The organism is Bacillus sp. FSL W7-1034, assembly GCF_038593365.1.
GTDB classification, from domain to species: domain Bacteria; phylum Bacillota; class Bacilli; order Bacillales; family Bacillaceae; genus Bacillus; species Bacillus altitudinis.
On the sequence record NZ_CP151989.1, the window covers coordinates 1,520,435 to 1,545,311 of the forward strand.

Genomic DNA, 24,877 nt, shown 5'->3' on the forward strand with positions numbered 1-24,877 from the left:
TACGATTTTAGAGTGGATAAGCGGCAATTTCAAAGCGCTTGTCTAAAAGGGTGGTACCGCGAGACAAGCCTTCTCGTCCCTTATGGGATGAGAGGGCTTTTTTTATTGTTTTTTAATACGAATTTGCATGTGGAGGAATAGGTATGAACTACAAAGACACCTTATTAATGCCAAAAACAGAATTCCCGATGAGAGGGAACTTGCCGAACAAAGAGCCTGAAATCCAAGAGGAGTGGGCAGAAAAAGACATCTATCAAATGGTTTTAGAGCGGACAAAAGGACGCCCAACCTTTATTTTGCATGATGGACCTCCATATGCGAATGGTGACATTCATATGGGGCACGCACTCAATAAAATCCTCAAAGATTTTATTGTCCGTTTTAAATCAATGAATGGATTCCATGCACCGTACGTACCGGGCTGGGATACACATGGCTTACCGATTGAAACAGCCCTTACGAAAAATAAAAAAGTCAAACGCAAAGAAATGTCGACAGCAGAATTCCGTAAACTATGTGAGGAATATGCTTGGAAACAAATCGAAGGTCAGCGCAATCAGTTTAAACGTTTAGGCGTAAGAGCAGACTGGGATAATCCATATGTGACATTAAAGCCTGAATACGAAGCGCAGCAAATTCTTGTCTTTGGTGAAATGGCGAAAAGAGGCTATATTTACAAAGGTCTTAAGCCTGTTAACTGGTCTCCATCAAGTGAATCAGCACTTGCTGAAGCAGAAATTGAATACAAGGACAAACGTTCACCATCGATTTACGTATCATTTAAAGTGAAAGATGGCAAAGGCGTACTTGAAAACGGCGAGCAGTTCATCATCTGGACAACAACACCTTGGACACTTCCTGCAAACCTTGGCATTTGTGTACATCCAAACCTAGAGTACAGTGTGCTTCAAGTGGGTGCTGAGCGATATGTCATCGCATCTGAGCTAGTTGAACAAGTGGCAAAAACACTTGGCTTTGAAGAGTACGAAGTTGTGAAAACCTTAAAAGGTAAAGAATTAGATAAGGTCGTTGCAGCACATCCAATTTACGATAGAGATTCTCTAGTGATGCTTGGCGATCACGTCACAACAGATGCAGGAACAGGCTGTGTTCACACAGCGCCAGGTCACGGGGAAGATGACTTTATCGTAAGTATGAAGTACGGTCTTGATGTGTTATGTCCAGTAGATGAAAAAGGTGTGATGACAGAAGAAGCACCTGGTTTTGAAGGACTATTCTATGAGGATGCCAATAAAGCCATCACAGAACAGCTTGAAGCAAAAGGCGCATTGAAAAAGCTCGACTTTATCACGCACTCCTATCCGCATGACTGGAGAACGAAAAAACCAACAATTTATCGTGCAACTGCTCAGTGGTTTGCTTCCATTAAAGATTTCAGAGAAGCACTATTAGATAATATTAAAGAAACGAAATGGGTTCCAGCTTGGGGCGAAACGCGCCTGTTCAATATGGTGCGTGACAGAGGTGACTGGTGCATTTCAAGACAGCGTGTATGGGGCGTTCCAATCCCAGTCTTCTATGCTGAAAATGGTGAGCCAATCATCACAGATGAAACGATTCAACACGTCTCTCAATTATTTAGAGAACATGGCTCGAATATTTGGTTTGAAAAAGAAGCAAAAGAATTATTGCCTGAAGGCTTTACACATCCAGGCAGCCCGAATGGTGAATTTACGAAAGAGCAAGATATCATGGATGTATGGTTTGATTCTGGTTCTTCTCACCAAGCGGTATTAGAAGAACGAGATGACCTGGTTCGTCCGGCAGACCTTTACCTTGAAGGTTCTGATCAATATCGCGGCTGGTTTAACTCATCTTTATCTACAGCAGTTGCAGTCACTGGAAAAGCGCCATATAAAGGTGTTCTCAGCCATGGCTTTACGCTTGATAAAGAAGGACGCAAGATGAGTAAATCATTAGGCAATACGATTGATCCGACGAAAGTGGCGAAGCAGCTTGGTGCGGAGATTCTTAGACTTTGGGTATCTTCTGTCAACTATCAAGCCGATCATCCAGTGTCTGACGACATTTTAAAACAAGTCGCAGAAGTTTATCGTAAAATCCGTAACACGTTCCGCTTCTTGCATGGTAACCTGTTTGACTTTGATCCAGCAGTCAATGCAGTACCAGTCGAAGAGCTTCGCGAAGTGGATCAGTATATCTTAATCAAATTAAACAAATTGATTGATAAAGTGAAAAAAGCTTATGATGATTACGAATTTGCGGTTGTTTATCATGCCATCCACAACTTCTGTACGATTGAGCTTAGCTCTTTCTATCTCGATTTTGCAAAAGATGTGGTATACATTGAGCATGCGGATCATCCAGACCGCCGCAGCATGCAAACGGTTTTCTATGAAACATTAATGGCGTTAGTGAAGCTAACAGCACCAATTCTTCCGCATACAGCAGATGAACTATGGAGCCACTTAAGCTTTGTTGAAGAGCCAAGTGTTCAGTTAACAGATATGCCAGAAGGTGTAGCTGTTCCTCAAGCAGAAGCGACAGAAGTGAAGTTTGACCGCTTTATGGAAGTACGTGACGATGTGCTAAAAGCGCTGGAAATTGCGCGTAATGGGAAAGTCATCGGACGTTCACTTGAAGCGAGTGTGACCCTTTATGCAACAGAGGAAGTGAAAAACCTTCTTGCATCCATTAAAGAAGATGTGAAGCAGCTCTTTATCATTTCTGAGTTAACAGTAGAAGATGAGAAGCATGCAGACGCATCAGCGCCTGAATACACATCAGGACGTATTGTTGTTCAAAAAGCAGAAGGCGAACTGTGCGAACGTTCCCGCATTATTTCAAAAGATGTTGGCGCAAATCCAAAATACCCAACATTGTCGCTCAAAAATGCTGAAATCGTGGAGAAATATTACCAGAATTAACAGCGTGATATCACCAACTAGCGCCCCGCATATAGCGGGGCGTTTTTGATATAGAGAAAATGACAGCGTTTAGAACGAAAGGAAAAATCTTATGGCTTTAAAGTGAACAGGCGGGGCAACAATATGATTATCACGACAGGGCAGGAGTTGAAACAGCGACATGAATGGCGATCTAGAGACGATTTACATGGAACTCCTTCAAATGAGAGAAGAACTGCAATCGAAACTGTTTGAATATGCATCATTGCGTTCACCCGCTGAACATGTCACGTTCGATCAAGCAAAAACGACCACGCTTCTTTATCACATCAAAGAAGAACTGCAAGATGTTTCGCTCGCGATTGCAAAAATTGAACAAGGAACTTATGGCATATGCGAGGCGACAGGGCATACAATGCCCATTGAACAAATGAGTATTCTTCCGACTGCTCGTACGACTGACGACTTTTTATATCATAAGCAATACGAGAAAAAAGCATTCACCCCTTATCCTTATGAATCAAACGATTCTCATTTTGAAGCCTTCCACATGTAGGGAGGTTTTTGTCTGTCAACTAAAGTTTCTTTACTCCATCCTGTTTTCTTGATAAAATGCATAAAGACCAAAGTATGAAGATGGAGGAACGTGTGTGTTCTATTACATAATCGCATTCGTGATAATTTGTTTAGATCAATTAACAAAATGGCTCATTGTCAAACATATGATGCTCGGTGATTCTATTCCTGTGATTGATGGCTTCTTTTACATCACATCCCACCGAAATTCAGGAGCCGCATGGGGGATTCTCCAAGGACAAATGTGGTTTTTCTATGTGATCACACTCGTTGTTATTGCAGGAATTGTTTATTATTTGCAAAAACATGGACAAAAGGACAAGCTACTTGGCGTAGCGCTTGCCTTAATGCTTGGCGGAGCGATTGGAAACTTTATTGACCGTATTTTCCGTCAAGAAGTGGTTGATTTTGCTCATTTCGTATTTGGGGATTATCATTATCCAATCTTTAATATCGCAGATTCCTCTCTATGTGTGGGGGTCATTCTGCTCTTTATTCAAATGCTGTTAGATGGAAAGAAAAATAAGGAGTCAACTACATGAATCAAGTAAACATTGCCGTTTCAGAAGAACAAACGAGTGAACGGCTTGATAAATTTTTAAGCACAACTGAACCAGAATGGTCAAGAACTCAAGTCCAGCAGTGGGTGAAAGATGGTCTCATCGAAGTAAATGGAAAACAAGTGAAGGCCAATTATAAAGTACAAGCTGGAGATCAAATCAAAGTAGAAATTCCAGATCCAGAAGCACTAGATGTAGAAGCGGAATCAATGGATCTTGATATTTATTATGAGGATGAAGATGTACTAGTGGTTAATAAACCAAGAGGAATGGTCGTTCATCCAGCACCAGGACATGTGACAGGTACTCTTGTTAATGGCCTCATGGCTCATTGCAATGATTTGTCAGGCATTAATGGTGTGATGAGACCAGGAATTGTCCACCGGATTGATAAAGATACGTCAGGGCTTTTAATGGTCGCAAAAAATGATATGGCGCATGAATCACTCGTCAATCAGCTGGTGGCGAAAACGGTCACTAGAAAATACACAGCCGTTGTTCATGGCATCATTCAGCATGATACTGGAACGATTGATGCACCAATTGGTCGAGACAAAAAAGATCGCCAAAGCATGACGGTCACAAAAGAAAATGCAAAGCAGGCAGTCACTCATTTTGATGTGATGGAGCGCTTTAAAGACTTTACCGTTGTAGAATGCCGCCTTGAAACAGGAAGAACCCATCAAATTCGTGTTCATATGAAATACATTGGTTATCCTCTTGCCGGAGATCCAAAATATGGCCCGAGAAAAACCGTTGATTTCAATGGACAACTGCTGCATGCAGGCGTGTTAGGATTTGATCACCCTAGAACAGGAGAATATATGGAGTTTACAGCTCCAATTCCAGCTGATATGCAAGCTTTTATCGATTCATTAAGAAATAACGATTGACAGGCCGTTCTTTTTTTGAAATAATAAACGAAGAAATTGAGATTCTTTAAAACAGTCCAGAGAGGCTGAGAAGGATAACGGATCAATTTGTGCACGAGTATGCACAAATGAGCGCCCCTCTCTGCCCTTTGCAGAAGGGGCTTTTTATTTGTCAAAAAGAGGTGTAAAAGATGGAACAAAAAGCAGTTATTCTTGATGAACAAGCGATAAGACGAGCGCTTACCCGTATTGCACATGAAATGATTGAGCGCAACAAAGGGATGAAGGATGTCATCCTGGCCGGGATCAAGACAAGAGGTATTCATCTTGCAAAGCGCCTTGCAGAGCGCATCGAGCAAATAGAAGGAAACCCCGTGACTGTGGGTGAACTGGATATTACGCTATACCGTGATGACCTGACAAAAAAGACAGAGAATCAAGACCCGCTTGTCAAGGGTGCAGACATTCCAGCTGACATTAATGACAAAACACTCATTGTCGTGGATGATGTGCTGTTCACAGGCAGAACGGTGAGAGCAGCTATGGATGCGCTTGTGGATGTAGGAAGACCATCTTCCATTCAGCTGGCTGTTCTAGTCGACCGGGGACACCGGGAGCTGCCGATTCGGGCAGATTATATCGGAAAAAACATCCCGACATCAAAAGCAGAGACAGTCATGGTTCAGCTCAATGAAGTAGATCAAAACGACCTTGTCGCTATATATGAAAAATAACCTTTTTAAATGCATTCCAGAGAGTTTGCAAAGAGGGCAATAACAGAGACACCGAGCACACGACTAAAGTGACGTGTACGGTTTTTCTAGGCCTCTTTGCGCATACTCGCAAAGAGGCTTTTTTAATGAAAAGGACACATCTAGGAGGAAAATCATGAGTCAGCAAAAAGCCAATTTAGGCATTCGAGATATCCCAAAACCGTTCACATGGCTGTCACTCAGCCTGCAGCACTTGTTTGCCATGTTTGGTGCAACCATTCTTGTACCAAAGATCATTGATATGAGCCCAGCCGTTGCGCTCATCTCAAGCGGGGTTGGAACCATTGTGTACTTAATCATCACAAGAGGACAGATTCCGGCGTATCTTGGATCGTCCTTTGCCTTTATCGCCCCTATCTTGAATGTAAAAGCCACCGGCGGCCCAGGAGCCGCAATGGTAGGTGCCTTTATGGCGGGTGTGGCATATGCACTCATCGCATTATTTATCAAATGGCTCGGCACAGGCTGGTTAATGAAGCTTCTGCCGCCTGTTGTTGTAGGACCCGTCATTATGGTCATCGGACTCGGACTCGCTGGAACAGCTGTTAACATGGCGATGTACGTGGATCCAAATGCAAAGGAGCTTGTTTACAGCCTTAAGCATTTAATGGTTGCAGGCTTCACGCTCGCTGTCACCATTATTAGTATGATCTTCCTAAGAGGATTCCTTAGCTTGATTCCAGTCTTAATCGGCATTATCAGCGGCTACCTTTTTGCTTTAACACAAGGCATTGTGAACTTCCAGCCGGTTATTGACGCAAAATGGTTTGCTGTACCAGACTTTGTTGTGCCATTTGTCGACTATACACCTGCTGTGACCTTAAGCATTCTCACAGTGATGGTGCCGGTTGCCTTTGTGACCATGTCTGAGCACATCGGCCATCAAGTCGTGTTAAGCAAAGTTGTTGGACAAGATTTTATTAAAAAGCCAGGTCTTCATCGCTCCATTTTAGGAGACAGTGCGGCGACAATCTTCGCTTCACTCATCGGCGGACCTCCAACAACGACTTATGGAGAGAACATTGGTGTCCTTGCGATCACAAGAGTGTTCAGTATCTTCGTTATCGGCGGAGCAGCGGTGTTTGCGATATGCTTCGGCTTTGTTGGGAAAATTTCAGCATTAATCAGTACAGTACCATCCGCGGTTATGGGGGGCGTTTCGTTCCTGCTCTTTGGAATCATAGCCTCAAGCGGACTGCGAATCCTGATTGATCATAAAGTGAATTTTGAAGAAAAGCGCAATCTCATTATCGCATCAGTCATCTTAGTCATTGGAATTGGCGGGGCATTCATTGAGGTGAAACAAATCAATCTGACGCTGTCAGGAATGGCACTCGCTGCCATTACTGGCGTCCTGTTAAACATGATTCTGCCGCATCAGAAGGCAGAAGATGATGAGTCAAATGAATCGAATACCGAAAACCTTTTAAAAGAAGTCCAGTGAGGCTGACAAGGGTTCTAAACGGAGCAGAACGTGCGAAAGCACCCCTGCTTCTTTTGGAGAACCCTAAGCTGCCGAGGCTTAGGGTTTTTTTGAACCTGAAAGTGATGAAAAACTAGAGGGGGCAGAAAAAATGAATGATTTATCGACAATGAGCAGCTTGTCAAAGGAAGAAATTTTACAGCTGATTGAAGAAGCATGTGCATTGAAAAAAGGGAAACAGGAACATGGTTTAGCAGGTGAATTTGTAGCGAACCTCTTCTTTGAACCAAGTACAAGAACGCGTTTTAGCTTTGAGGTGGCAGAGAAGAAACTTGGAATGAATGTGCTGAACCTAGACGCAGCAAGTACCTCTGTTCAAAAGGGAGAGACCCTTTACGATACAGTGAAAACACTTGAATCCATCGGAGTCAAGGCATGTGTCATCAGAGACAGTACCGACGAATATTACAAAGAGCTGATTGGGAAGGTCGGGATTCCAATCATTAATGCTGGAGATGGCTGCGGACAGCATCCTACACAATCATTGCTGGATTTGATGACGATCTTCGAAGAGTTTGGCGGCTTTGAAGGATTAACGATCTCGATTCATGGTGATATCAAACATAGCAGGGTGGCAAGGTCCAATGCTGAAGTCCTCGCAAGACTAGGAGCGACAGTGCTCTTTTCAGGACCAGCTTCCTTCCAAGATGAACAAAATCCTCATGGAACGTATGTCGAAGTGGACGAAGCCATGAAGCGGTCTGACGTGGTGATGCTGCTGAGAATTCAGCATGAAAGACACTCAGAAAAGATGGGCAACGAGGGTTACTTATCTACTTATGGATTAACAGTAGACAGGGCAAGCAAAATGAAAGAAAGAGCGATTATTATGCATCCAGCACCAGTAAATAGAGGTGTTGAAATAGATGATTCATTAGTAGAGTCAAAACAGTCAAGAATTTTTAAACAAATGGAAAATGGTGTGTATATCCGAATGGCTGTGTTAAAAAGAGCTTTTCAAAATAGCAGACTACATCAAAAAGGGAGAGATTCTGTCTATGTCATATCTCATTAAAAACGGTTTTATCTTATCAAGCACAGGGGAAAGAGTGCAGCAGGATATTAGGGTAGAAGGAAAAGTGATTCAAGCAATGGGTCACTTAGAAAGAGAAGACGGAGAAGAAGTCATTGATGCAGCAGGGCTATTTGTATCACCAGGTTTGATTGATCTGCATGTGCATTTAAGAGAGCCAGGCGGCGAGAAAAAAGAAACCATTGAAACAGGTTCTAAGGCAGCAGCAAGAGGCGGGTATACGACCATTGCAGCAATGCCGAATACACGACCAGTTCCAGATACAAAAGAACAAATGGAATGGCTGATGAATCGAATCAAAGAGACCTCCTCTGTAAGAGTACTGCCATACGCTTCCATCACGACGAGACAAATTGGCGAAGAGATGACAGACTTTGCAGCGTTAAAAGAAGCGGGCGCATTTGCCTTTACGGATGACGGTGTTGGTATTCAAACCGCAGGCATGATGTACGAAGCAATGAAAAAGGCAGCAAGCCTTGATCAAGCCATAGTGGCGCACTGTGAAGATAACTCACTCATTTATGGAGGGTGCGTTCATGAAGGAGACTTTTCAAAAGCAAATGGGTTAAACGGGATACCGTCCATTTGTGAATCGGTGCATATTGCAAGAGATGTCCTCTTAGCAGAAGCAGCGAATTGTCATTATCATGTATGTCATATCAGTACAAAGGAATCCGTTCGAGTGGTACGCGATGCAAAAAAAGCAGGCATTCGTGTGACGGCTGAGGTCTCTCCACATCACCTTCTCTTATGTGATGCAGACATTCCAGGTCTTGACACAAACTATAAAATGAATCCGCCGCTCAGAGGAGCAGAAGATCGCGAGGCACTGATCGAGGGACTTTTAGATGGCACGATTGATTTTATTGCCACAGACCATGCACCGCATACAGAAGAAGAAAAGAACGAAACGATGCAGAGGGCACCATTTGGGATTGTCGGACTTGAAACAGCGTTCCCGCTTCTGTACACACGTTTTGTGAAAACAGGGGAATGGACATTAAAAGAACTTGTTGATTATATGACCATCAAACCAGCAGAAGCCTTTGCTCTTCCATACGGAAAGCTGGAAGAAGGTCAAATCGCTGATATCACACTGATTGATTTAAACAAAGAAATGGCAATTGACAAAAAAAGCTTCTTATCTAAAGGACAAAATACACCGTTTGACAAATTGACTGTATCAGGATGGCCGGTCATGACACTTGCATCTGGGAAAGTCGTTTATGAAGAGGGGAGACTAGTAAAATGAAGAGACGCTTAGTGCTAGAAAACGGAACAGTATTCGAAGGAACAGGCTTTGGCAGCTTAGAACCGTCAGTCGGAGAAGTCGTCTTTAACACAGGGATGACAGGCTATCAAGAGATTTTGTCTGACCCGTCGTACTGCGGACAAATTGTCACACTCACTTACCCGCTGATCGGCAACTACGGCATTAACCGTGATGATTTTGAATCGATCACACCGTTTGTGAAAGGGCTGATCGTGAAAGAGCTTTGTGAAAAGCCTTCAAACTGGCGCTCTTCATACTCACTTGATGAGTATTTAAAAATGAAAAATATCCCGGGCCTTAGCGGCATTGATACACGCAAGCTCACGCGCATGATTCGAAGTGCAGGTACATTAAGAGGAGCTTTTGCAGGACCGGATGAACAAGTAGAAGACGTTGTGAGCCGCCTTCAAACGATGCAGCTACCAACAGATCAAGTAAGCCAAGTATCTGTGAAAAATGCGTATCCAAGCCCAGGAAGAGGCAAAAGAATTGTGCTTGTCGATTTCGGCATGAAGCATGGCATTTTGCGCGAACTCAATAAGCGAGATTGTGATGTCATTGTGGTGCCATACAATATCACGGCAGATGAAGTATTACAGTTAAAACCAGATGGCATCATGCTTTCAAACGGACCTGGGGATCCAGTCGATGTGCCAGAAGCGGTTGAAATGATTCAGCAGCTGATTGGAAAGGTACCACTCTTTGGTATCTGTCTAGGACACCAGTTATTCGCGCTTGCGTGCGGCGCAAGTACAGAAAAAATGAAATTTGGTCATAGAGGATCCAATCATCCAGTCAAAGAACTAGCAACTGGCAAGGTAACCTTGACGTCTCAAAACCATGGCTACACGGTTAGCGCCATTAATGAAGACGTGCTTGAAGTCACACATATTGCGCTAAATGATAATACCATTGAAGGATTAAAACATAAAGAAGCACCAGCATTCACTGTCCAGTATCACCCAGAAGCATCACCGGGTCCAGAAGATGCGAACTACTTATTTGACGAGTTCATGGACATGATTCATACAACTGAGAAAGAAGGGGAAGAAGTATGCCAAAACGCGTAGATATCAAAAAGATTTTAGTGATCGGTTCAGGTCCAATCATCATCGGTCAGGCAGCGGAGTTTGACTATGCAGGCACACAGGCTTGTTTAGCGCTAAAAGAAGAGGGCTATGAAGTCGTTCTTGTGAACTCTAACCCTGCGACGATCATGACGGATACAGAAATGGCCGATAAGGTATACATCGAACCACTGACACCAGAATTTTTAACACGAATCATTCGAAAAGAACGTCCTGATGCGATTTTGCCGACACTTGGCGGACAAACTGGATTGAACCTTGCTGTTGAATTATCAGATCTTGGTGTACTCGCTGAATGCGGTGTTGAAGTACTAGGCACCAAGCTGTCAGCTATTCAAAAAGCAGAGGACAGAGATTTATTCCGTAATCTAATGAATGAATTAAATGAACCTGTACCAGAAAGTGAAATCATCCATAACCTTGAAGAAGCGATGGCATTCACAGATCAAATCGGTTTCCCGGTCATTGTGAGACCAGCCTATACACTAGGCGGAACAGGCGGCGGAATTTGTACAAATGAGCAAGAATTAAAAGAAATCGTCGAGAATGGACTGAAGTTAAGTCCGGTGACACAATGTTTGCTTGAAAAAAGTATCGCAGGCTTTAAAGAAATTGAATATGAGGTCATGCGTGACAGCGGAGATCATGCCATTGTGGTTTGTAACATGGAAAACTTTGATCCTGTCGGCATCCACACAGGTGACAGTATCGTTGTGGCTCCAAGTCAAACGCTAAGTGATCGTGAATATCAGCTGCTTCGTAATGTGTCACTCAAGTTGATTCGTGCACTTGGCATTGAAGGCGGATGTAACGTACAGCTGGCGATTGACCCAGACAGCTTCCAATACTATATCATCGAAGTAAACCCGCGCGTGAGCCGTTCTTCTGCTCTTGCGTCTAAAGCAACTGGATATCCAATTGCAAAACTTGCAGCGAAAATCGCAGTCGGCCTAACACTTGATGAAATGATGAACCCAGTCACAGGCAAAACATATGCAGCGTTCGAGCCAGCACTTGACTATATTGTTTCAAAAATCCCGCGCTGGCCTTTCGATAAATTTGAATCTGCCAACAGACGACTTGGAACACAAATGAAAGCAACGGGTGAAGTCATGGCGATTGGCCGCACATTAGAAGAGTCTCTTTTAAAGGCTGTTCGTTCACTTGAAGCGGATGTGCATCACATTGAATTAAAAGACGAAGCGGACATTACAAACGAAGTGCTTGAAAAGCGGATTATCAAAGCAGGAGATGAGCGTCTGTTTTATATCGCTGAGGCGCTAAGAAGAGGCTATACTGTCGAACAGATTCATGAATTCTCGAAAATTGATTATTTCTTCCTTCATAAACTGGAAGGCATCATCGCATTTGAAAAGACACTAAAAGAAAACAAAGGCAATGTAGACGTTTTAAAAGAAGCGAAAGAAAAAGGTTTCTCAGATATTTATATTAGCCGCGAATGGAATATGAATGAGGCAGATGTCTATAACCTAAGAACAGAAGCAGGCATCGTTCCTGTGTATAAGATGGTGGACACATGTGCGGCAGAATTTGAATCAGAAACACCGTATTTCTACAGCACATATGAAGATGAAAATGAATCCGAACGAACAGATAAGAAAAGTGTCATCGTGCTAGGCTCAGGTCCAATCAGAATCGGACAAGGGGTTGAATTCGATTATGCGACCGTTCATTCAGTGTGGGCAATCAAACAAGCAGGCTATGAAGCCATTATTATTAACAACAACCCTGAAACCGTCTCAACAGACTTTAGTATTTCAGATAAGCTCTACTTTGAACCACTCACTGTAGAAGATGTGATGCACATCATCGACCTTGAACAACCAGAAGGTGTCGTTGTTCAGTTTGGCGGACAAACAGCGATTAACTTAGCAGATGAATTATCAAATAGAGGGGTTAAGATTCTTGGAACTTCGCTTGAAGACCTTGACCGTGCGGAAAACCGTGACAAGTTTGAACAAACATTAGAAACACTCGGCGTACCGCAGCCAAATGGTAAGACAGCGACGTCTGTACCAGAGGCAGTAGCGATTGCGAATCAAATCGGTTACCCCGTGCTTGTCCGTCCTTCCTATGTATTAGGCGGCCGTGCAATGGAAATTGTGTATCAAGAAGCTGAGCTCCTTCACTACATGGAGAATGCGGTGAAAGTCAATCCGCAGCACCCAGTACTCATTGACAAGTATTTGACAGGAAAAGAAATTGAAGTAGATGCTGTGTCTGACGGAGAAACGGTTGTCATACCAGGCATTATGGAACACATTGAAAGAGCCGGCGTTCACTCTGGAGACTCCATTGCGGTCTACCCGCCGCAAACTTTGTCTGAGGACATCAAAGCGAAAATCGCAGAATACACGATTAAACTCGCAAAAGGCCTTAACATCATTGGGCTTTTGAACATTCAATTTGTTCTATCAAAAGGTGAAGTGTATGTACTTGAAGTGAATCCGCGTTCAAGCCGGACTGTCCCATTCTTAAGTAAAATTACAGGCATTCCAATGGCGAACTTAGCTACAAAGGTTATTCTAGGAGAAAAACTGAAAAACTATGGCTACCAAGAAGGGCTTCATGTTGAGCAAGAAGGCGTATATGTTAAAGTTCCAGTCTTCTCTTTTGCAAAACTAAGAAGAGTAGATATTACACTAGGGCCTGAAATGAAATCAACAGGTGAAGTCATGGGGAAAGATGTCACAATCGAAAAAGCCCTCTACAAAGGATTGATTGCATCAGGCATTCAAATTCCAAAAGACGGAACGGTTCTCCTGACAGTGGCTGATAAAGATAAAGAAGAAGGACTTGAGATTGCAAGAAGATTCCATTCCATCGGCTATCATATTTTAGCAACAGAAGGAACAGCGAATTACTTAAAACAAGCCTCCATTCCATCAAGTGTTGTTGGCAAAATAGGAGAAGAAGGAAAGAATCTGCTGGATGTCATTCGAAATGGTGAAGCCCAATTTGTCATCAACACCTTAACAAAAGGAAAACAGCCGGCAAGAGACGGCTTTAGAATTAGACGTGAATCTGTTGAAAATGGTGTCGCTTGCTTAACGTCACTAGATACAGCGGAAGCGATTTTAAGAGTGCTAGAGAGCATGACATTTAGAGCAGATGAAATGCCAGAAGTGAAAACGAATGCTGAGGTGACAGTAACGATATGAAAAAAGCATACTTGACGGTCGTCTCAAACCGAGAGATCGCTGATCATATTTACGAAATGACATTAAAGGGTGATCTTGTTGAATCCTTTCAAACAGCTGGACAGTTTCTTCATATAAAGGTCAGTGAATCCATGACACCGCTGCTGAGAAGACCGATCAGTATTGCCAACATTCATGCCGAAAAGCAAGAAGCAACCATCATTTACCGCGCAGAGGGAGAGGGCACAAAGCTCCTTTCCCAAAAGCGGGCGGGAGAGTCAGTCGATGTGTTAGGACCGCTTGGAAACGGCTATGACCCTTCAGTCGTTCAGGCTGGACAGACCGCATTATTAGTCGGTGGAGGAATCGGTGTGCCTCCGCTATATGAACTGTCTAAGCGGTTAACGAAAAAAGGCGTCATCGTAAAACATGTTCTCGGTTTTCAATCGAAAAAGGATGTATTTTATGAGGAGAAGTTTCAAGCACTCGGAGATACGTTTATCGCAACTGTAGATGGGACATATGGTTCGAAAGGTTTCGTGACAAATGTCATTGAAGAGAATGAGCTGGACTTTGATGTCTTGCTTTCCTGTGGACCGACACCTATGTTAAAAGCACTAAAAGACTCTTATCCCGATAAGCCTGTCTATATTTCAATGGAAGAACGAATGGGCTGCGGAATCGGTGCATGCTTTGCTTGTGTCTGTCATACCGATCAGCACGAGAAACCGTACGTTAAAGTTTGTCTGGATGGACCTGTTTTTAAAGCGGAGGAGGTGGCGCTATCATGCTAAACATCGAATTACCCGGCTTATCTTTAAAAAATCCAATCATTCCTGCATCAGGCTGTTTTGGATTTGGAAAAGAATTCGCATCATTATATGACCTTTCCTTGCTGGGTGGCATCATGATTAAAGCCACGACCCTTGAACCGAGATTTGGCAACCCGACACCGAGGGTAGCTGAGACAGGAGCCGGTATGCTGAATGCGATTGGTCTCCAAAATCCAGGTCTAAAAGGCGTGCTTGAACATGAATTACCTTGGCTTGAGCAGTTCGATACCCCTATTATTGCCAATGTTGCTGGATCACAAGTTGATGATTATGTTGAAGTAGCAAAGCAAATTAGTCAAGCAAGCAATGTTCACGCCCTTGAACTGAATATCTCGTGTCCGAATGTGAAAACAGGCGGAATTGCCTTTGGGACCGATCCAGAAATGGCGGCTACATTGACAAAAGCTGTTAAGGAAGTTTCCTCCGTTCCTGTTTATGTGAAACTGTCACCTAATGTAGCCAATATCGTTGAGATTGCTAAAGCGATTGAATCGGCTGGAGCGGATGGACTCACCATGATCAATACCTTGATTGGGATGCGTTTAGATTTAAAAACAGGCAAACCCATTCTTGCCAATAAAACAGGCGGATTATCAGGTCCTGCTGTAAAACCTGTTGCCATCCGAATGGTGCATGAGGTCAGTCAGGCCGTTTCTATTCCGATTATTGGAATGGGCGGGGTGCAAAGCGCTGAAGATGTACTTGAATTTTTACTAGCTGGCGCAAGTGCGGTAGCTGTTGGGACAGCCAATTTTGTGAACCCATTTATTTGCCCGGAAATCATTGATGAACTGCCGAATGTGTTAGCGGCTTATGGGTATTCATCTGTAGAGGAATGCATCGGAAGGAGCTGGAAACATGAAGCACTTGCCCATCATCGCGCTTGATTTTCCGTCAGGACAGGAGGCGCACGCCTTTATAGATCGTTTTGAAGGCACTCCATTATTCGTAAAGGTCGGCATGGAGCTGTTTTACCAAGAAGGTCCTGCCATTATTGATGCACTGAAAGAAAAAAATTGCCGTATTTTCCTTGATCTGAAGCTTCATGACATTCCAACAACTGTGCAAAAAGCGATGAACAGGCTTGCTGCACTTGGTGTTGATTTGGTGAATGTGCATGCAGCCGGCGGGAAAAGAATGATGCAGGCGGCCATAGAGGGGCTTGAAAGCGGAACCCCTGCCGGGCAAAATCGCCCAGGCATTATTGCAGTGACCCAGCTGACAAGCACGTCAGAAGATATGATGAAAAAAGAATTACTAATTAACTGCCCATTGCAAGAGGCTGTGCTTCATTATGGACAATTGGCATATGAAAGTGGACTTGATGGTGTGGTGTGCTCTGTTCATGAATCAAAACAGCTTCATGAACAAATCTCTCCTTCCTTTCTCACTGTGACGCCAGGAATTCGCTTACCAAATGATCAAACGGATGACCAAAAGCGTGTGGCGACACCTGCCTTTGCCAAAGAACAGGGTGTTTCACAGATTGTTGTGGGAAGATCGATCACAAAAGCCACAAACCCAGTGGAAGCTTATCAACAAATTTTGAAAGAGTGGGAGTGACTGCCGGATGAAAACGAAAATCGCGAAGCATTTATTACAAATCAAAGCTGTCTCTTTAAAACCAGACGAACCATTTACATGGGCGAGCGGTATCAAATCACCGATTTACTGTGACAATCGCCTCACCTTGTCTTATCCTGAGGTCAGAGGGGACATTGCGGAAGGTTTAAAAGACTTGATTCTCACTCATTTTGAAGGAGCGGAAGTTGTCGCAGGTACAGCTACTGCTGGCATTCCTCATGCGGCATTAGCAGCTGATCGTCTGAATGTACCGATGTGTTATGTAAGAAGTAAACCAAAAGCACACGGAAAAGGAAATCAAATTGAAGGAGCCGTATCACCTGGACAAAAGGTGGTTGTCGTAGAAGACCTCATCTCAACTGGAGGCAGCGTTCTTGAAGTTGTGGCTGCTCTAGAAGAAGAAGGCTGTGACGTACTCGGAGTTGTTGCGATCTTCACTTATGGACTGCCAAAAGCAGCTGCGGCTTTTCAAGAGAAAAACATTCCCTATGTCACGCTGACAGACTATGACACACTGACAGAAGTGGCACTTGAGCTAAAAGCAATTGAGCCTTCTGCTATGAATAAACTAAAACGCTGGAGACAGGATCCTTCGTCTGAATCTTGGATGGAAGAAACGGTCTAAAAAGCTTGTCTTGTTTTAAAAAAGCTGTGCTGCACTGCACAGCTTTTTATTTGGTTAAAAATAGTAAAATAGACTCAAATTTAAATAAAAACTAATCCTATCAATAAAGTCGGGTTGACTTTTGTTTGAATTGTGTTAATATTTAATACAAATTAAAACTCTTATCCAGAGAGGTGGAGGGACTGGCCCGATGAAGCCCGGCAACCTGCGATTTGCAAGGTGCTACTTCCTGCAAAATGATTCTATTTTGAAAGATAAGGAAATCGTGAGCTTCCTCATCTTTCTTTCGGACTGAAAGAAAGTTTTTTTATTTTAACGGTGAGGAGGAAGAGGAGATGGAACTGAAACAAAACCAGGATGAGGACTTAGTGAAGCATATGCAAGAGCTGATTGGGGATATGAAATTCGGTTCAATTACGTTGATCGTTCAGGACGGTCAAGTGATTCAAGTGGAAAAAAATGAAAAAATCAGATTAAAGTAGTGCGGAGAATAGCAATAGAAGCAGTACTCCGGAAGGGGAGAAACAATGTTAACTTATGAAAATTGGCAAGAGCCGTCCATTACATTTCAAGAGGACGATTTGTATAAAGGGGCCCTATCTGTGCTGAAATGGGCGTACGGCCACTATGGTGATCAGCTCGTTTATGCATGCAGTTTTGGCATTGAAGGCATTGTCCTGATCGATCTTATTGCGAAAGTAAAAAAAGATGCAAGAATTGTCTTTTTAGATACAGGTCTGCATTTCAAGGAAACATACGACACCATTGATGCAGTTAAGGAAAGATATCCCGGGTTAGACATCGTGCTGAAAACACCTGAGCTGACGGTGGAAGAGCAGAATGAGCAGCATGGTGATAAATTATGGGAAACGAACCCTCAAAGCTGCTGTCATATGAGAAAGGTCATTCCATTGCAAGAGGCACTATCTGGCTATCCGGCATGGCTGTCTGGTTTAAGAAGAGAGCAGTCGCCTAAACGAGCAGGTACGAACTTCTTAAATAAGGATGAAAAATTCCAATCAGTCAAAGTATGTCCGCTCATCCACTGGACGTGGAAGGACATATGGAGATATGCGTCTAGAGAGGATCTTACTTATAATCCGCTACATGACCAAGGATATCCAAGCATCGGGTGTGCACCTTGTACACAGCCGGCATTTACTGCTGATGATTTGCGTTCTGGAAGATGGTCAGGGACAGCAAAGACTGAGTGCGGATTACATGAGTAAGGGAGCATAATGTATGGAAATCGCCGCAATTTTATTTAGCTTATTCTTTGCTTTAAATATTGGCGCAAGCGGAGCAGCCGCTTCGATGGGCATCGCATATGGTTCAGGTGCGATCAAAAAGCCAATATACGCGCTCAGCGTTTGTGCAGTTGGAATATTAGCAGGTTCAGTGATTGGCGGCGGCGAGGTCGTCAAAACGATCAGCTCCGGGATTATGCCTGAATCTGTCATCACACTTGAAATTGTGTGTATCATCATTGGCTCGGCCGCATTATCACTTTTCATAGCGAATCTCTTGGCCATTCCTTTATCCACAAGTGAGGTCACAGTAGGAGCTGTGGTCGGTGTGGCAGCCGCATATAAAGTGCTGTATGTGAAATCGATCTTAGTCATTGTCTCTTTTTGGGTGATTATTCCGATTGTTGCCTTTGTTTTTACCTTTGCTGTTGTCAAAATCATCAGATTGTTCCCTAAACGGACATTATCCAAAAAGGGTACATTGATCTTATCTGTTGTTTTGATTATCAGTGGGTTTTTAGAAGCGTTTTCAGCCGGCATGAACAATGTCGCCAATGCGGTCGGCCCGCTTGTCGCGTCAGGTGTTTTATCAGTCGGGCAAGGAACCCTTTACGGCGGAATCTTTGTGGCCATTGGGGCGCTGCTTCTAGGAAGAAGGGTACTAGAAACAAACGGAAAGAAAATTACACGCTATCAAACGGGTGAAGGCATTCTATTATCGAGCACCGGTGCAGGACTTGTCATCGTCAGCTCTATATTCGGACTCCCTGTTCCCCTTACTCAAATTACCTCCTCGTCCATTATTGGGCTTGGTATGGCAAAGGGTGGACCGAACATTTTTCATAAACATGTTGTGAAAAAAATGCTGAAGGTATGGGTTGTGTCACCTTTCTTATCACTTAGTCTATCTTATTTGTTGGTAAGCCTTTTCTTAAAAGGAGACTATTACTCTATCTTTATCATGATGAGTGTACTGCTTGCTTCACTAGGTGCACTGAGTCTTATGAAGGCAGTTAAAAATGAGAGCAGCTCGATTCATGAACAGGGCGGCGGGATTTAAATATAAATCCGACTATTAACATCTAATAAATATGAACATTGAGAGGAAGATGAACAAATGAGTTTAACACCACATGGTGGCGTATTAATTAATCGAGTAAATGAAGAATTTGATCTAAGCACAGCTGCGAAAGAAATTGAGCTGGATGCCATCTCTTTTGCAGACCTTGAACTCATCGCAATTGGCGGGTATAGTCCAATTGAAGGGTTTTTAACGAAAGCTGATTATGAAGCAGTTGTCAGCAGTATGCGACTAGCAAGTGGTGTCGTTTGGTCTCTTCCGATTACTTTGCCTGTCACAAAGGAAAAAGCAGCGGAGATCAATCAAGGTGACATTGTTCGTCTATCGTATAATGGAACAGTATACGGGGTCATTGAGGTGGAAGATCAATACACACCTGATAAGGAAAAAGAAGCAGTGAATGTGTATAAAACAGATGACCGCAATCACCCAGGCGTGAAAAAATTATTTGAACGCGGTGATACGTATATTGGTGGTAAAATTACACTGACGAAACGCAGCGAAAAACCTTTCCCGCAATTTACGTATGAGCCAGAAGAAACAAGAAAACAGTTTAAAGAAAACGGCTGGAAAACCATCGTCGGTTTCCAAACGAGAAACCCAGTCCATCGTGCGCATGAATACATTCAAAAGACAGCACTGGAAACAGTGGATGGTCTATTTCTAAATCCACTTGTTGGTGAAACAAAATCTGATGATATTCCAGCAGATGTAAGAATGAAAAGCTATCAAGTGTTACTGAACGGTTATTACCCGAAAGACCGCGTCTTTTTAGGTGTTTTTCCTGCTGCCATGCGTTATGCTGGACCAAAAGAAGCCATTTTTCATGCGCTTGTGCGTAAAAATTATGGCTGTACACATTTTATTGTCGGCAGAGATCATGCAGGTGTTGGTGATTATTACGGCACATACGAAGCGCAGGAGCTATTTGAACAATTTACAAGCGAAGAAATTGGGATCACACCATTAAAATTTGAGCACAGCTTTTACTGCAATACATGTGAAGCCATGGCAACACCGAAAACATGCCCACATGATAAAAGCGAACATGTCATTCTCTCAGGTACAAAGGTCAGAACGATGCTGAGAAATGGTGAATTACCACCGAGCACGTTCAGCCGAAAAGAAGTCATTGAAACATTAATCGAAGGATTAAAAACGACGGTATCTTAAAGGAGGATATGACATGAGCAACGAACATATCGTGTGGCATGATTCATCTATTACTAAAAAAGAATATCAACAGAAAAACAACCATACAAGCGGGATCATTTGGCTGACAGGTCTAAGCGGTTCAGGTAAATCGACGATCGCCAACGCAGCGGCTCGAGAGCTGTTTGAACAGGGGTACCAAGTGACAGTTCTTGACGGCGATAACGTACGCCATGGACTCAATAAAGACTTAGGCTTTTCAGATGACGACAGAAAAGAGAACATTCGGCGCATCGGTGAAGTGGCGAAATTATTTGTTGAGCAAGGAACGATTGTTATTACTGCTTTTATTTCACCATTTCAAGAAGACCGCCAAATCGTAAGACAGTTAGTCGAAGACGGAGAATTTCACGAAGTGTTTGTGAAATGTGATCTAAACGTGTGTGAAGAGCGTGATCCAAAGGGATTATATAAAAAAGCAAGAAACGGCGAAATTCCATTTTTCACGGGAATCGATTCACCATACGAAGAGCCAGCTGCGCCTGAGCTCGTCCTAGATACAGGTGAATTATCACGCGAGGAGTCAAAACAGCGCCTTGTTGATTATGTAAAGGATAAAACGAAATAATCGCCTGATGGCAGGGGGAGAAAGCAAGATGGGGAAAGTATACATTGTTGGTGCCGGACCGGGTGACCCAGACTTAATTACACTAAAGGCCCATAAGGCAATACAGCAGGCAGATGTCATTTTATATGATCGTCTTGTCAATCAAGAGATTCTTGCCCATGCCAAACCGGAGGCGGAGTTGATCTATTGCGGCAAACTGCCGAATCATCATACGATGAGACAGGAAGCGATTAACGAAGCACTTGTTGCTCATGCGAAGGAAGGGAACATAGTCGTTCGTCTAAAAGGCGGTGATCCCTTTGTATTTGGCCGTGGCGGTGAAGAAATCGAATGCTTAGCTCAGCATGGTATTCCGTATGAAGTTGTCCCGGGGATTACTTCTGGCATTGCAGCCGCTGCTTATGCAGGCATTCCAGTCACGCACCGAGAATTCAGCTCAAATGTTGCGTTTGTGACAGGGCATTATCAAAAGGATGAACATTTTGAAGAAAAGTGGGAAGCGCTGGCGACGGGGATTGATACCCTTGTCATTTACATGGGCGTCAAAAACGTGGAAAGAGTTCAGCGGCTGCTTTTGAAAAATGGGCGGAATCCTGAAACCCCAGCTGCGTTTATTCACTGGGGAACGACCACAAGGCAAAAGACGACTTGCTGCACGGTGGCGACACTATCTGAAACGGTTGAAAAAGAAGGGATCGAGCACCCAAGTTTAATCGTGGTAGGAGATGTCGTTCACTTTCATCAAAAGTTGAACTGGTTTGAACCAGCACTGATTGAGAAATGAGAACAAAGGTGAAAAGACACGTGTGGACATCGTGTCTTTTCGTCTGAATAAAACTAGGGTTGCAAGGAGGAGTCAAATGAAACAAGCTGTCCTTTATGTTGGGCATGGAAGCAGGGTAAAAGAAGCACAGGATAAAGCCATTTCTTTTATGAAAAGCTGTATGCCGTTAGTCGAAGCAGATATCCAAGAAATTTGTTTTTTAGAGTTGACGGACCCTTCAATCGAAGAAGGGTTTGAGACTTGTGTACAAAAAGGAGCAACCCACATTGCGATCGTCCCGCTCCTCCTTTTAACTGCCATGCACGCCAAATCAGATATTCCAGATGAGATTGTGAAAGTACAAAAACGTTTCCCACAAGTGAAGGTGACATATGGAAGACCTATAGGCGTGAACCAAGAAGTCACGAAAGCGGTTATCGCAAGGATTGAAGAAGCAGGATACAAGGGAGAGCGTGCAAAAATTCTCTTAATTGGCCGCGGAAGCTCTGATCCAGATGTAAAGCGGGATGTGTTTGGCATTGCAGATGATGTCCGAAGCATGTTGCCTTGTGCAGAGGTTTTTCCGTGTTTTATTACAGCGTGTGAACCGAATTATCGTGACGTCTTAGCACAGTTAACAGTAGATAATGATACGCCTGTCTATCTCGTGCCTTATCTTTTATTTACCGGCATTTTAATGAAAGAGATTGAGAGTGAAGCGAATCAGGCGAGAGAGCGGCTGCGAGATGTCCGTGTCTGCCGATATATTGGGTTTCATCCCCATGTAAAAGCAGCTTATATTGAACGTGTGCAGGAAACCATCTTAAACAAAGAGGATGCGTTTCGTTTTCAAGGAGAAAGCCATGCTTCCAGTTCATCTTGATCTAACCAATAAACATGTGCTAATTGCCGGCGGTGGAAGGATTGCGGCTAGAAGGACGAGTGCGCTATGCATGGAGCCATGCAGCATAACCATTGTGAGCCCTGACATTTGTGATGAAATGGCGAATCTCATTGAGACATATCAGCTGACTTGGAAGAAAAAGAAAGTTGATGCGGAAGATGTAAAGGATGCATTTTTAATTGTTGCTGCTACAGATGATCCTTCAGTAAACGAGTGGATGACGCAATCAGCGCTTCCGCATCAGCTCGTCAACTGTGTGAGTCAGTCAGAGCTAGGCAATGTGATTGTGCCAAAGGTTGTAAGGGCAGGAAAAGTGACAATCTCCATATCTACGAGTGGTGCAAGCCCAGCCCGTACTAAACAGCTGGCTGCGGCCATTGAGACCTTGCTTGAACAAGAGGATGTAGATGCACTGGATGAGCTCTATATAGAAAGAAAAAAAAGACAAAGAAAAAGCCGATAAAATCTCATCTAAAGATTTAATCGGCTCTTGTTTATTTTCTCAGCTTTAGGACAACATCCTCATCAGGCGTCACAAATAATGTTTGCTGCTGATCATATGTGACAAAGCCCGGTTTTGCTCCGTTTGGTTTTTTCACATGCCGGATTTTCGTATAATCGACAGGGACGGAGCTTGATTCTTTTGCCTTCGAGAAGTAGGCAGCAATTTGTGCCGCTTCAAGCAAGGTTTGTTCATCAGGCGCTTTGTGACGAATGACAACATGTGATCCAGGAATATCCTTTGTGTGCAGCCAAATGTCATCACGAGCTGCCGCCTTTGTGGTCAAATATTCGTTTTGCTTGTTGTTTTTTCCAACGAGAATCGGAACACCTTGAGAAGATTCATATGCTTCAAGCTGAATGGCCGATGGTTTTTTCTTTTTGGCGTTGCGTTTTTGTTTGGGACGCAAATATTTTCCTTCCACCAGTTCTTCTCTTATTTCCTCTAAATCTTTTGGTGAGGCAGAGGACAGCTGCTGGATCAGCTCGTCAAAATAAACAATTTCTTCATGTGTTCGCTTGATTTGTTCATTTACGGCCTCTACTGCATTTTTTGCCTTTTGGTATTTTGTAAAATACGCTTGTGCATTTTCAGAAGGGGTTTTGTTTGTTTTGAGCGGGATCGTGATCTCTCCGCCTTCTTCATCATAATAATTGATAACAGTCGCTTCTTTATCCCCTTTTTTAATCGCATATATATTGGCAGTAAGCAATTCACCATAAAGCTGATACTTATGAGCATTTTGAGATTCTTCAAGCGTTCTTGTTAGTTTTTTTAGCTTGTTTTCATTTTTCTTTTTTTCATTCGCAACAAAACGTTCAAGATCAGCCGCCTGCTGTTTGACTCTATCTCTTTCAGCTTTTCCGAAATAAAAGCGGTCAAGTAGCTCACTAAGAGAATCAAACGTCTTCATGTCACCATCGACGTGCTGAAGTTCTAATAAATAAAAATACTCTTTCCCATCTTTTCTCGTGAGCTGAGGGGTAAAAGAATGCGCCTGAATGAGCTGAAACATCTCGAGCAATGTACTTGGAATCGTTTCCTGATTGGCAAGACCGGCCCTGTGGACAGCTTCCTTAGCAAACAGCGGAGAAACCCCAGAGAATGTATCGACAATTTGATTGGCGATTTTCCCTTCTTGAAAACGTAAATGCTTTAAAATATCTTCCTTCGTCACGTCAAAAGGATTCAGCTTTTGCTGTGCCGGCGGCAGAAGATATTGATGTCCGGGCAGCACCGTTCGATAGCTGTTCACAGATGGAGAAAGATGTTTCAGTCCGTCAATGATCTGCTCCGTTTCGTCCTCCACGAGAATTAAGTTGCTGTGCCTGCCCATAATTTCAATATACAGCTTACGGGTTTGTTCATCGCCAATTTCATTTCGGCTTCGCACGTGCAGCACGATCACCCGATCTAACCCAATTTGTTCAAAACGTTCAATGAACCCACCCTCAAGATGTTTTCTGAGAAGCATACAAAACATTGGCGGTTCGCTCGGATTATCATCATGGTGCTCAGTGAGCTGTACCCTTGCATAGCTCGGGTGAGCGGATAAAAGAAGCTTATGATTCTTCCCCTTTGACCGGATATGAAAAATCAGCTCATGCTTGTAGGGCTGATGTATTTTTGAAATTCTTCCACCAGTTAATGTTTCTTGCAATTCATTTGTCATACCATATGTAAAAATGCCGTCAAATGACATGTTGGATACACCCTCTTCTTTCACACAAATCTACTGAAAGAACCTTACGTTTTCTCGTTCTTTAGGCAGTCTTATTATTATAGCATGATTTAGGACGAGTCTGAATAAACTGGCTTATAGAACACTGCATAAGAGAGAGAACAAAAGAG

23 protein-coding genes and 1 riboswitch are annotated in these 24,877 nt (G+C 43.3%); of the genes, 22 read left to right on the forward strand and 1 reads right to left on the reverse strand.

Going from position 1 to position 24,877, the window contains the following annotated elements; genetic code table 11:
- Window positions 1-143 precede the first annotated feature (143 nt).
- From ileS to NST73_RS07915, 22 genes are all read left to right on the forward strand, one after another.
- Window positions 144-2,909, forward strand: a complete 2,766-nt coding sequence (gene ileS / locus NST73_RS07810; protein ID WP_342499502.1) for an isoleucine--tRNA ligase — start codon at window positions 144-146, stop codon at window positions 2,907-2,909.
- 160 nt (window positions 2,910-3,069) lie between these two features.
- A complete protein-coding gene (locus NST73_RS07815) occupies window positions 3,070-3,444 on the forward strand; it encodes a hypothetical protein (RefSeq protein ID WP_008344944.1) in 375 nt (124 codons plus the stop codon).
- Window positions 3,445-3,538: 94 nt separating this feature from the next.
- Window positions 3,539-4,006: a signal peptidase II gene (gene lspA / locus NST73_RS07820; protein WP_008344942.1), complete on the forward strand. Its 468-nt coding sequence runs from the start codon at window positions 3,539-3,541 to the stop codon at window positions 4,004-4,006.
- Window positions 4,003-4,917, forward strand: a complete 915-nt coding sequence (locus NST73_RS07825; RefSeq protein ID WP_024720321.1) for an RluA family pseudouridine synthase — start codon at window positions 4,003-4,005, stop codon at window positions 4,915-4,917. The genes lspA and NST73_RS07825 overlap by 4 nt, the downstream gene beginning before the upstream one ends.
- Window positions 4,918-5,087: 170 nt before the next feature.
- On the forward strand, window positions 5,088-5,630 hold the full coding sequence (pyrR, locus tag NST73_RS07830; protein WP_007499718.1) for a bifunctional pyr operon transcriptional regulator/uracil phosphoribosyltransferase PyrR: 543 nt from the start codon (window positions 5,088-5,090) through the stop codon (window positions 5,628-5,630).
- Window positions 5,631-5,784: 154 nt separating this feature from the next.
- Window positions 5,785-7,113 carry a solute carrier family 23 protein gene (locus tag NST73_RS07835; protein ID WP_024720322.1) on the forward strand — a complete coding sequence of 443 codons (1,329 nt, stop codon included), beginning with the start codon at window positions 5,785-5,787 and terminating at the stop codon, window positions 7,111-7,113.
- A gap of 130 nt (window positions 7,114-7,243) precedes the next feature.
- Window positions 7,244-8,167 carry an aspartate carbamoyltransferase catalytic subunit gene (locus tag NST73_RS07840; RefSeq protein ID WP_017367206.1) on the forward strand — a complete coding sequence of 308 codons (924 nt, stop codon included), beginning with the start codon at window positions 7,244-7,246 and terminating at the stop codon, window positions 8,165-8,167.
- Window positions 8,151-9,437, forward strand: a complete 1,287-nt coding sequence (locus NST73_RS07845) for a dihydroorotase (RefSeq protein ID WP_008344934.1) — start codon at window positions 8,151-8,153, stop codon at window positions 9,435-9,437. Before NST73_RS07840 ends, NST73_RS07845 begins: the two co-directional genes overlap by 17 nt.
- Window positions 9,434-10,528 carry a carbamoyl phosphate synthase small subunit gene (locus NST73_RS07850; RefSeq protein WP_019743288.1) on the forward strand — a complete coding sequence of 365 codons (1,095 nt, stop codon included), beginning with the start codon at window positions 9,434-9,436 and terminating at the stop codon, window positions 10,526-10,528. Before NST73_RS07845 ends, NST73_RS07850 begins: the two co-directional genes overlap by 4 nt.
- Window positions 10,513-13,728 carry a carbamoyl-phosphate synthase (glutamine-hydrolyzing) large subunit gene (gene carB, locus NST73_RS07855; protein WP_039166760.1) on the forward strand — a complete coding sequence of 1,072 codons (3,216 nt, stop codon included), beginning with the start codon at window positions 10,513-10,515 and terminating at the stop codon, window positions 13,726-13,728. Before NST73_RS07850 ends, carB begins: the two co-directional genes overlap by 16 nt.
- Complete coding sequence (locus NST73_RS07860) at window positions 13,725-14,501, forward strand: dihydroorotate dehydrogenase electron transfer subunit (RefSeq protein WP_007499709.1); 777 nt, start codon at window positions 13,725-13,727, stop codon at window positions 14,499-14,501. The genes carB and NST73_RS07860 overlap by 4 nt, the downstream gene beginning before the upstream one ends.
- A complete protein-coding gene (locus NST73_RS07865) occupies window positions 14,495-15,427 on the forward strand; it encodes a dihydroorotate dehydrogenase (protein ID WP_017359348.1) in 933 nt (310 codons plus the stop codon). The genes NST73_RS07860 and NST73_RS07865 overlap by 7 nt, the downstream gene beginning before the upstream one ends.
- Window positions 15,399-16,103 (forward strand): orotidine-5'-phosphate decarboxylase, encoded by a 705-nt coding sequence (pyrF, locus tag NST73_RS07870; RefSeq protein ID WP_039166754.1) that lies wholly within the window; start codon window positions 15,399-15,401, stop codon window positions 16,101-16,103. The genes NST73_RS07865 and pyrF overlap by 29 nt, the downstream gene beginning before the upstream one ends.
- A gap of 7 nt (window positions 16,104-16,110) precedes the next feature.
- Entirely contained in the window at window positions 16,111-16,749 is a 639-nt protein-coding gene (gene pyrE / locus NST73_RS07875; protein ID WP_017359346.1) for an orotate phosphoribosyltransferase, read from the forward strand.
- Window positions 16,750-16,907: 158 nt separating this feature from the next.
- Window positions 16,908-17,010: riboswitch (SAM riboswitch) on the forward strand.
- Window positions 17,011-17,084: 74 nt separating this feature from the next.
- Entirely contained in the window at window positions 17,085-17,231 is a 147-nt protein-coding gene (locus NST73_RS07880) for a YezD family protein (RefSeq protein WP_008344920.1), read from the forward strand.
- Between the two features lie 45 nt (window positions 17,232-17,276).
- The gene (locus NST73_RS07885) at window positions 17,277-17,978 is read left to right on the forward strand and encodes a phosphoadenylyl-sulfate reductase (RefSeq protein WP_008344917.1); all 702 of its coding nucleotides are present in this window, start codon (window positions 17,277-17,279) and stop codon (window positions 17,976-17,978) included.
- Between the two features lie 13 nt (window positions 17,979-17,991).
- Complete coding sequence (locus NST73_RS07890; RefSeq protein WP_008344915.1) at window positions 17,992-19,056, forward strand: inorganic phosphate transporter; 1,065 nt, start codon at window positions 17,992-17,994, stop codon at window positions 19,054-19,056.
- A 57-nt stretch (window positions 19,057-19,113) separates the two neighbouring features.
- Entirely contained in the window at window positions 19,114-20,250 is a 1,137-nt protein-coding gene (gene sat, locus NST73_RS07895; protein ID WP_045034247.1) for a sulfate adenylyltransferase, read from the forward strand.
- A gap of 13 nt (window positions 20,251-20,263) precedes the next feature.
- Window positions 20,264-20,857: an adenylyl-sulfate kinase gene (gene cysC, locus NST73_RS07900; RefSeq protein WP_008344911.1), complete on the forward strand. Its 594-nt coding sequence runs from the start codon at window positions 20,264-20,266 to the stop codon at window positions 20,855-20,857.
- Window positions 20,858-20,885: 28 nt separating this feature from the next.
- Entirely contained in the window at window positions 20,886-21,641 is a 756-nt protein-coding gene (gene cobA, locus NST73_RS07905; protein WP_144678834.1) for a uroporphyrinogen-III C-methyltransferase, read from the forward strand.
- 76 nt (window positions 21,642-21,717) lie between these two features.
- The gene (locus NST73_RS07910) at window positions 21,718-22,503 is read left to right on the forward strand and encodes a sirohydrochlorin chelatase (protein WP_146270213.1); all 786 of its coding nucleotides are present in this window, start codon (window positions 21,718-21,720) and stop codon (window positions 22,501-22,503) included.
- A complete protein-coding gene (locus NST73_RS07915) occupies window positions 22,484-22,987 on the forward strand; it encodes an NAD(P)-dependent oxidoreductase (RefSeq protein WP_039166748.1) in 504 nt (167 codons plus the stop codon). Before NST73_RS07910 ends, NST73_RS07915 begins: the two co-directional genes overlap by 20 nt.
- A 31-nt stretch (window positions 22,988-23,018) precedes the next feature.
- Here NST73_RS07915 and NST73_RS07920 read toward each other — a convergent pair whose 3' ends face one another.
- Window positions 23,019-24,728: an NFACT RNA binding domain-containing protein gene (locus NST73_RS07920; protein ID WP_024720332.1), complete on the reverse strand. Its 1,710-nt coding sequence runs from the start codon at window positions 24,726-24,728 to the stop codon at window positions 23,019-23,021.
- Window positions 24,729-24,877: the final 149 nt, after the last annotated feature.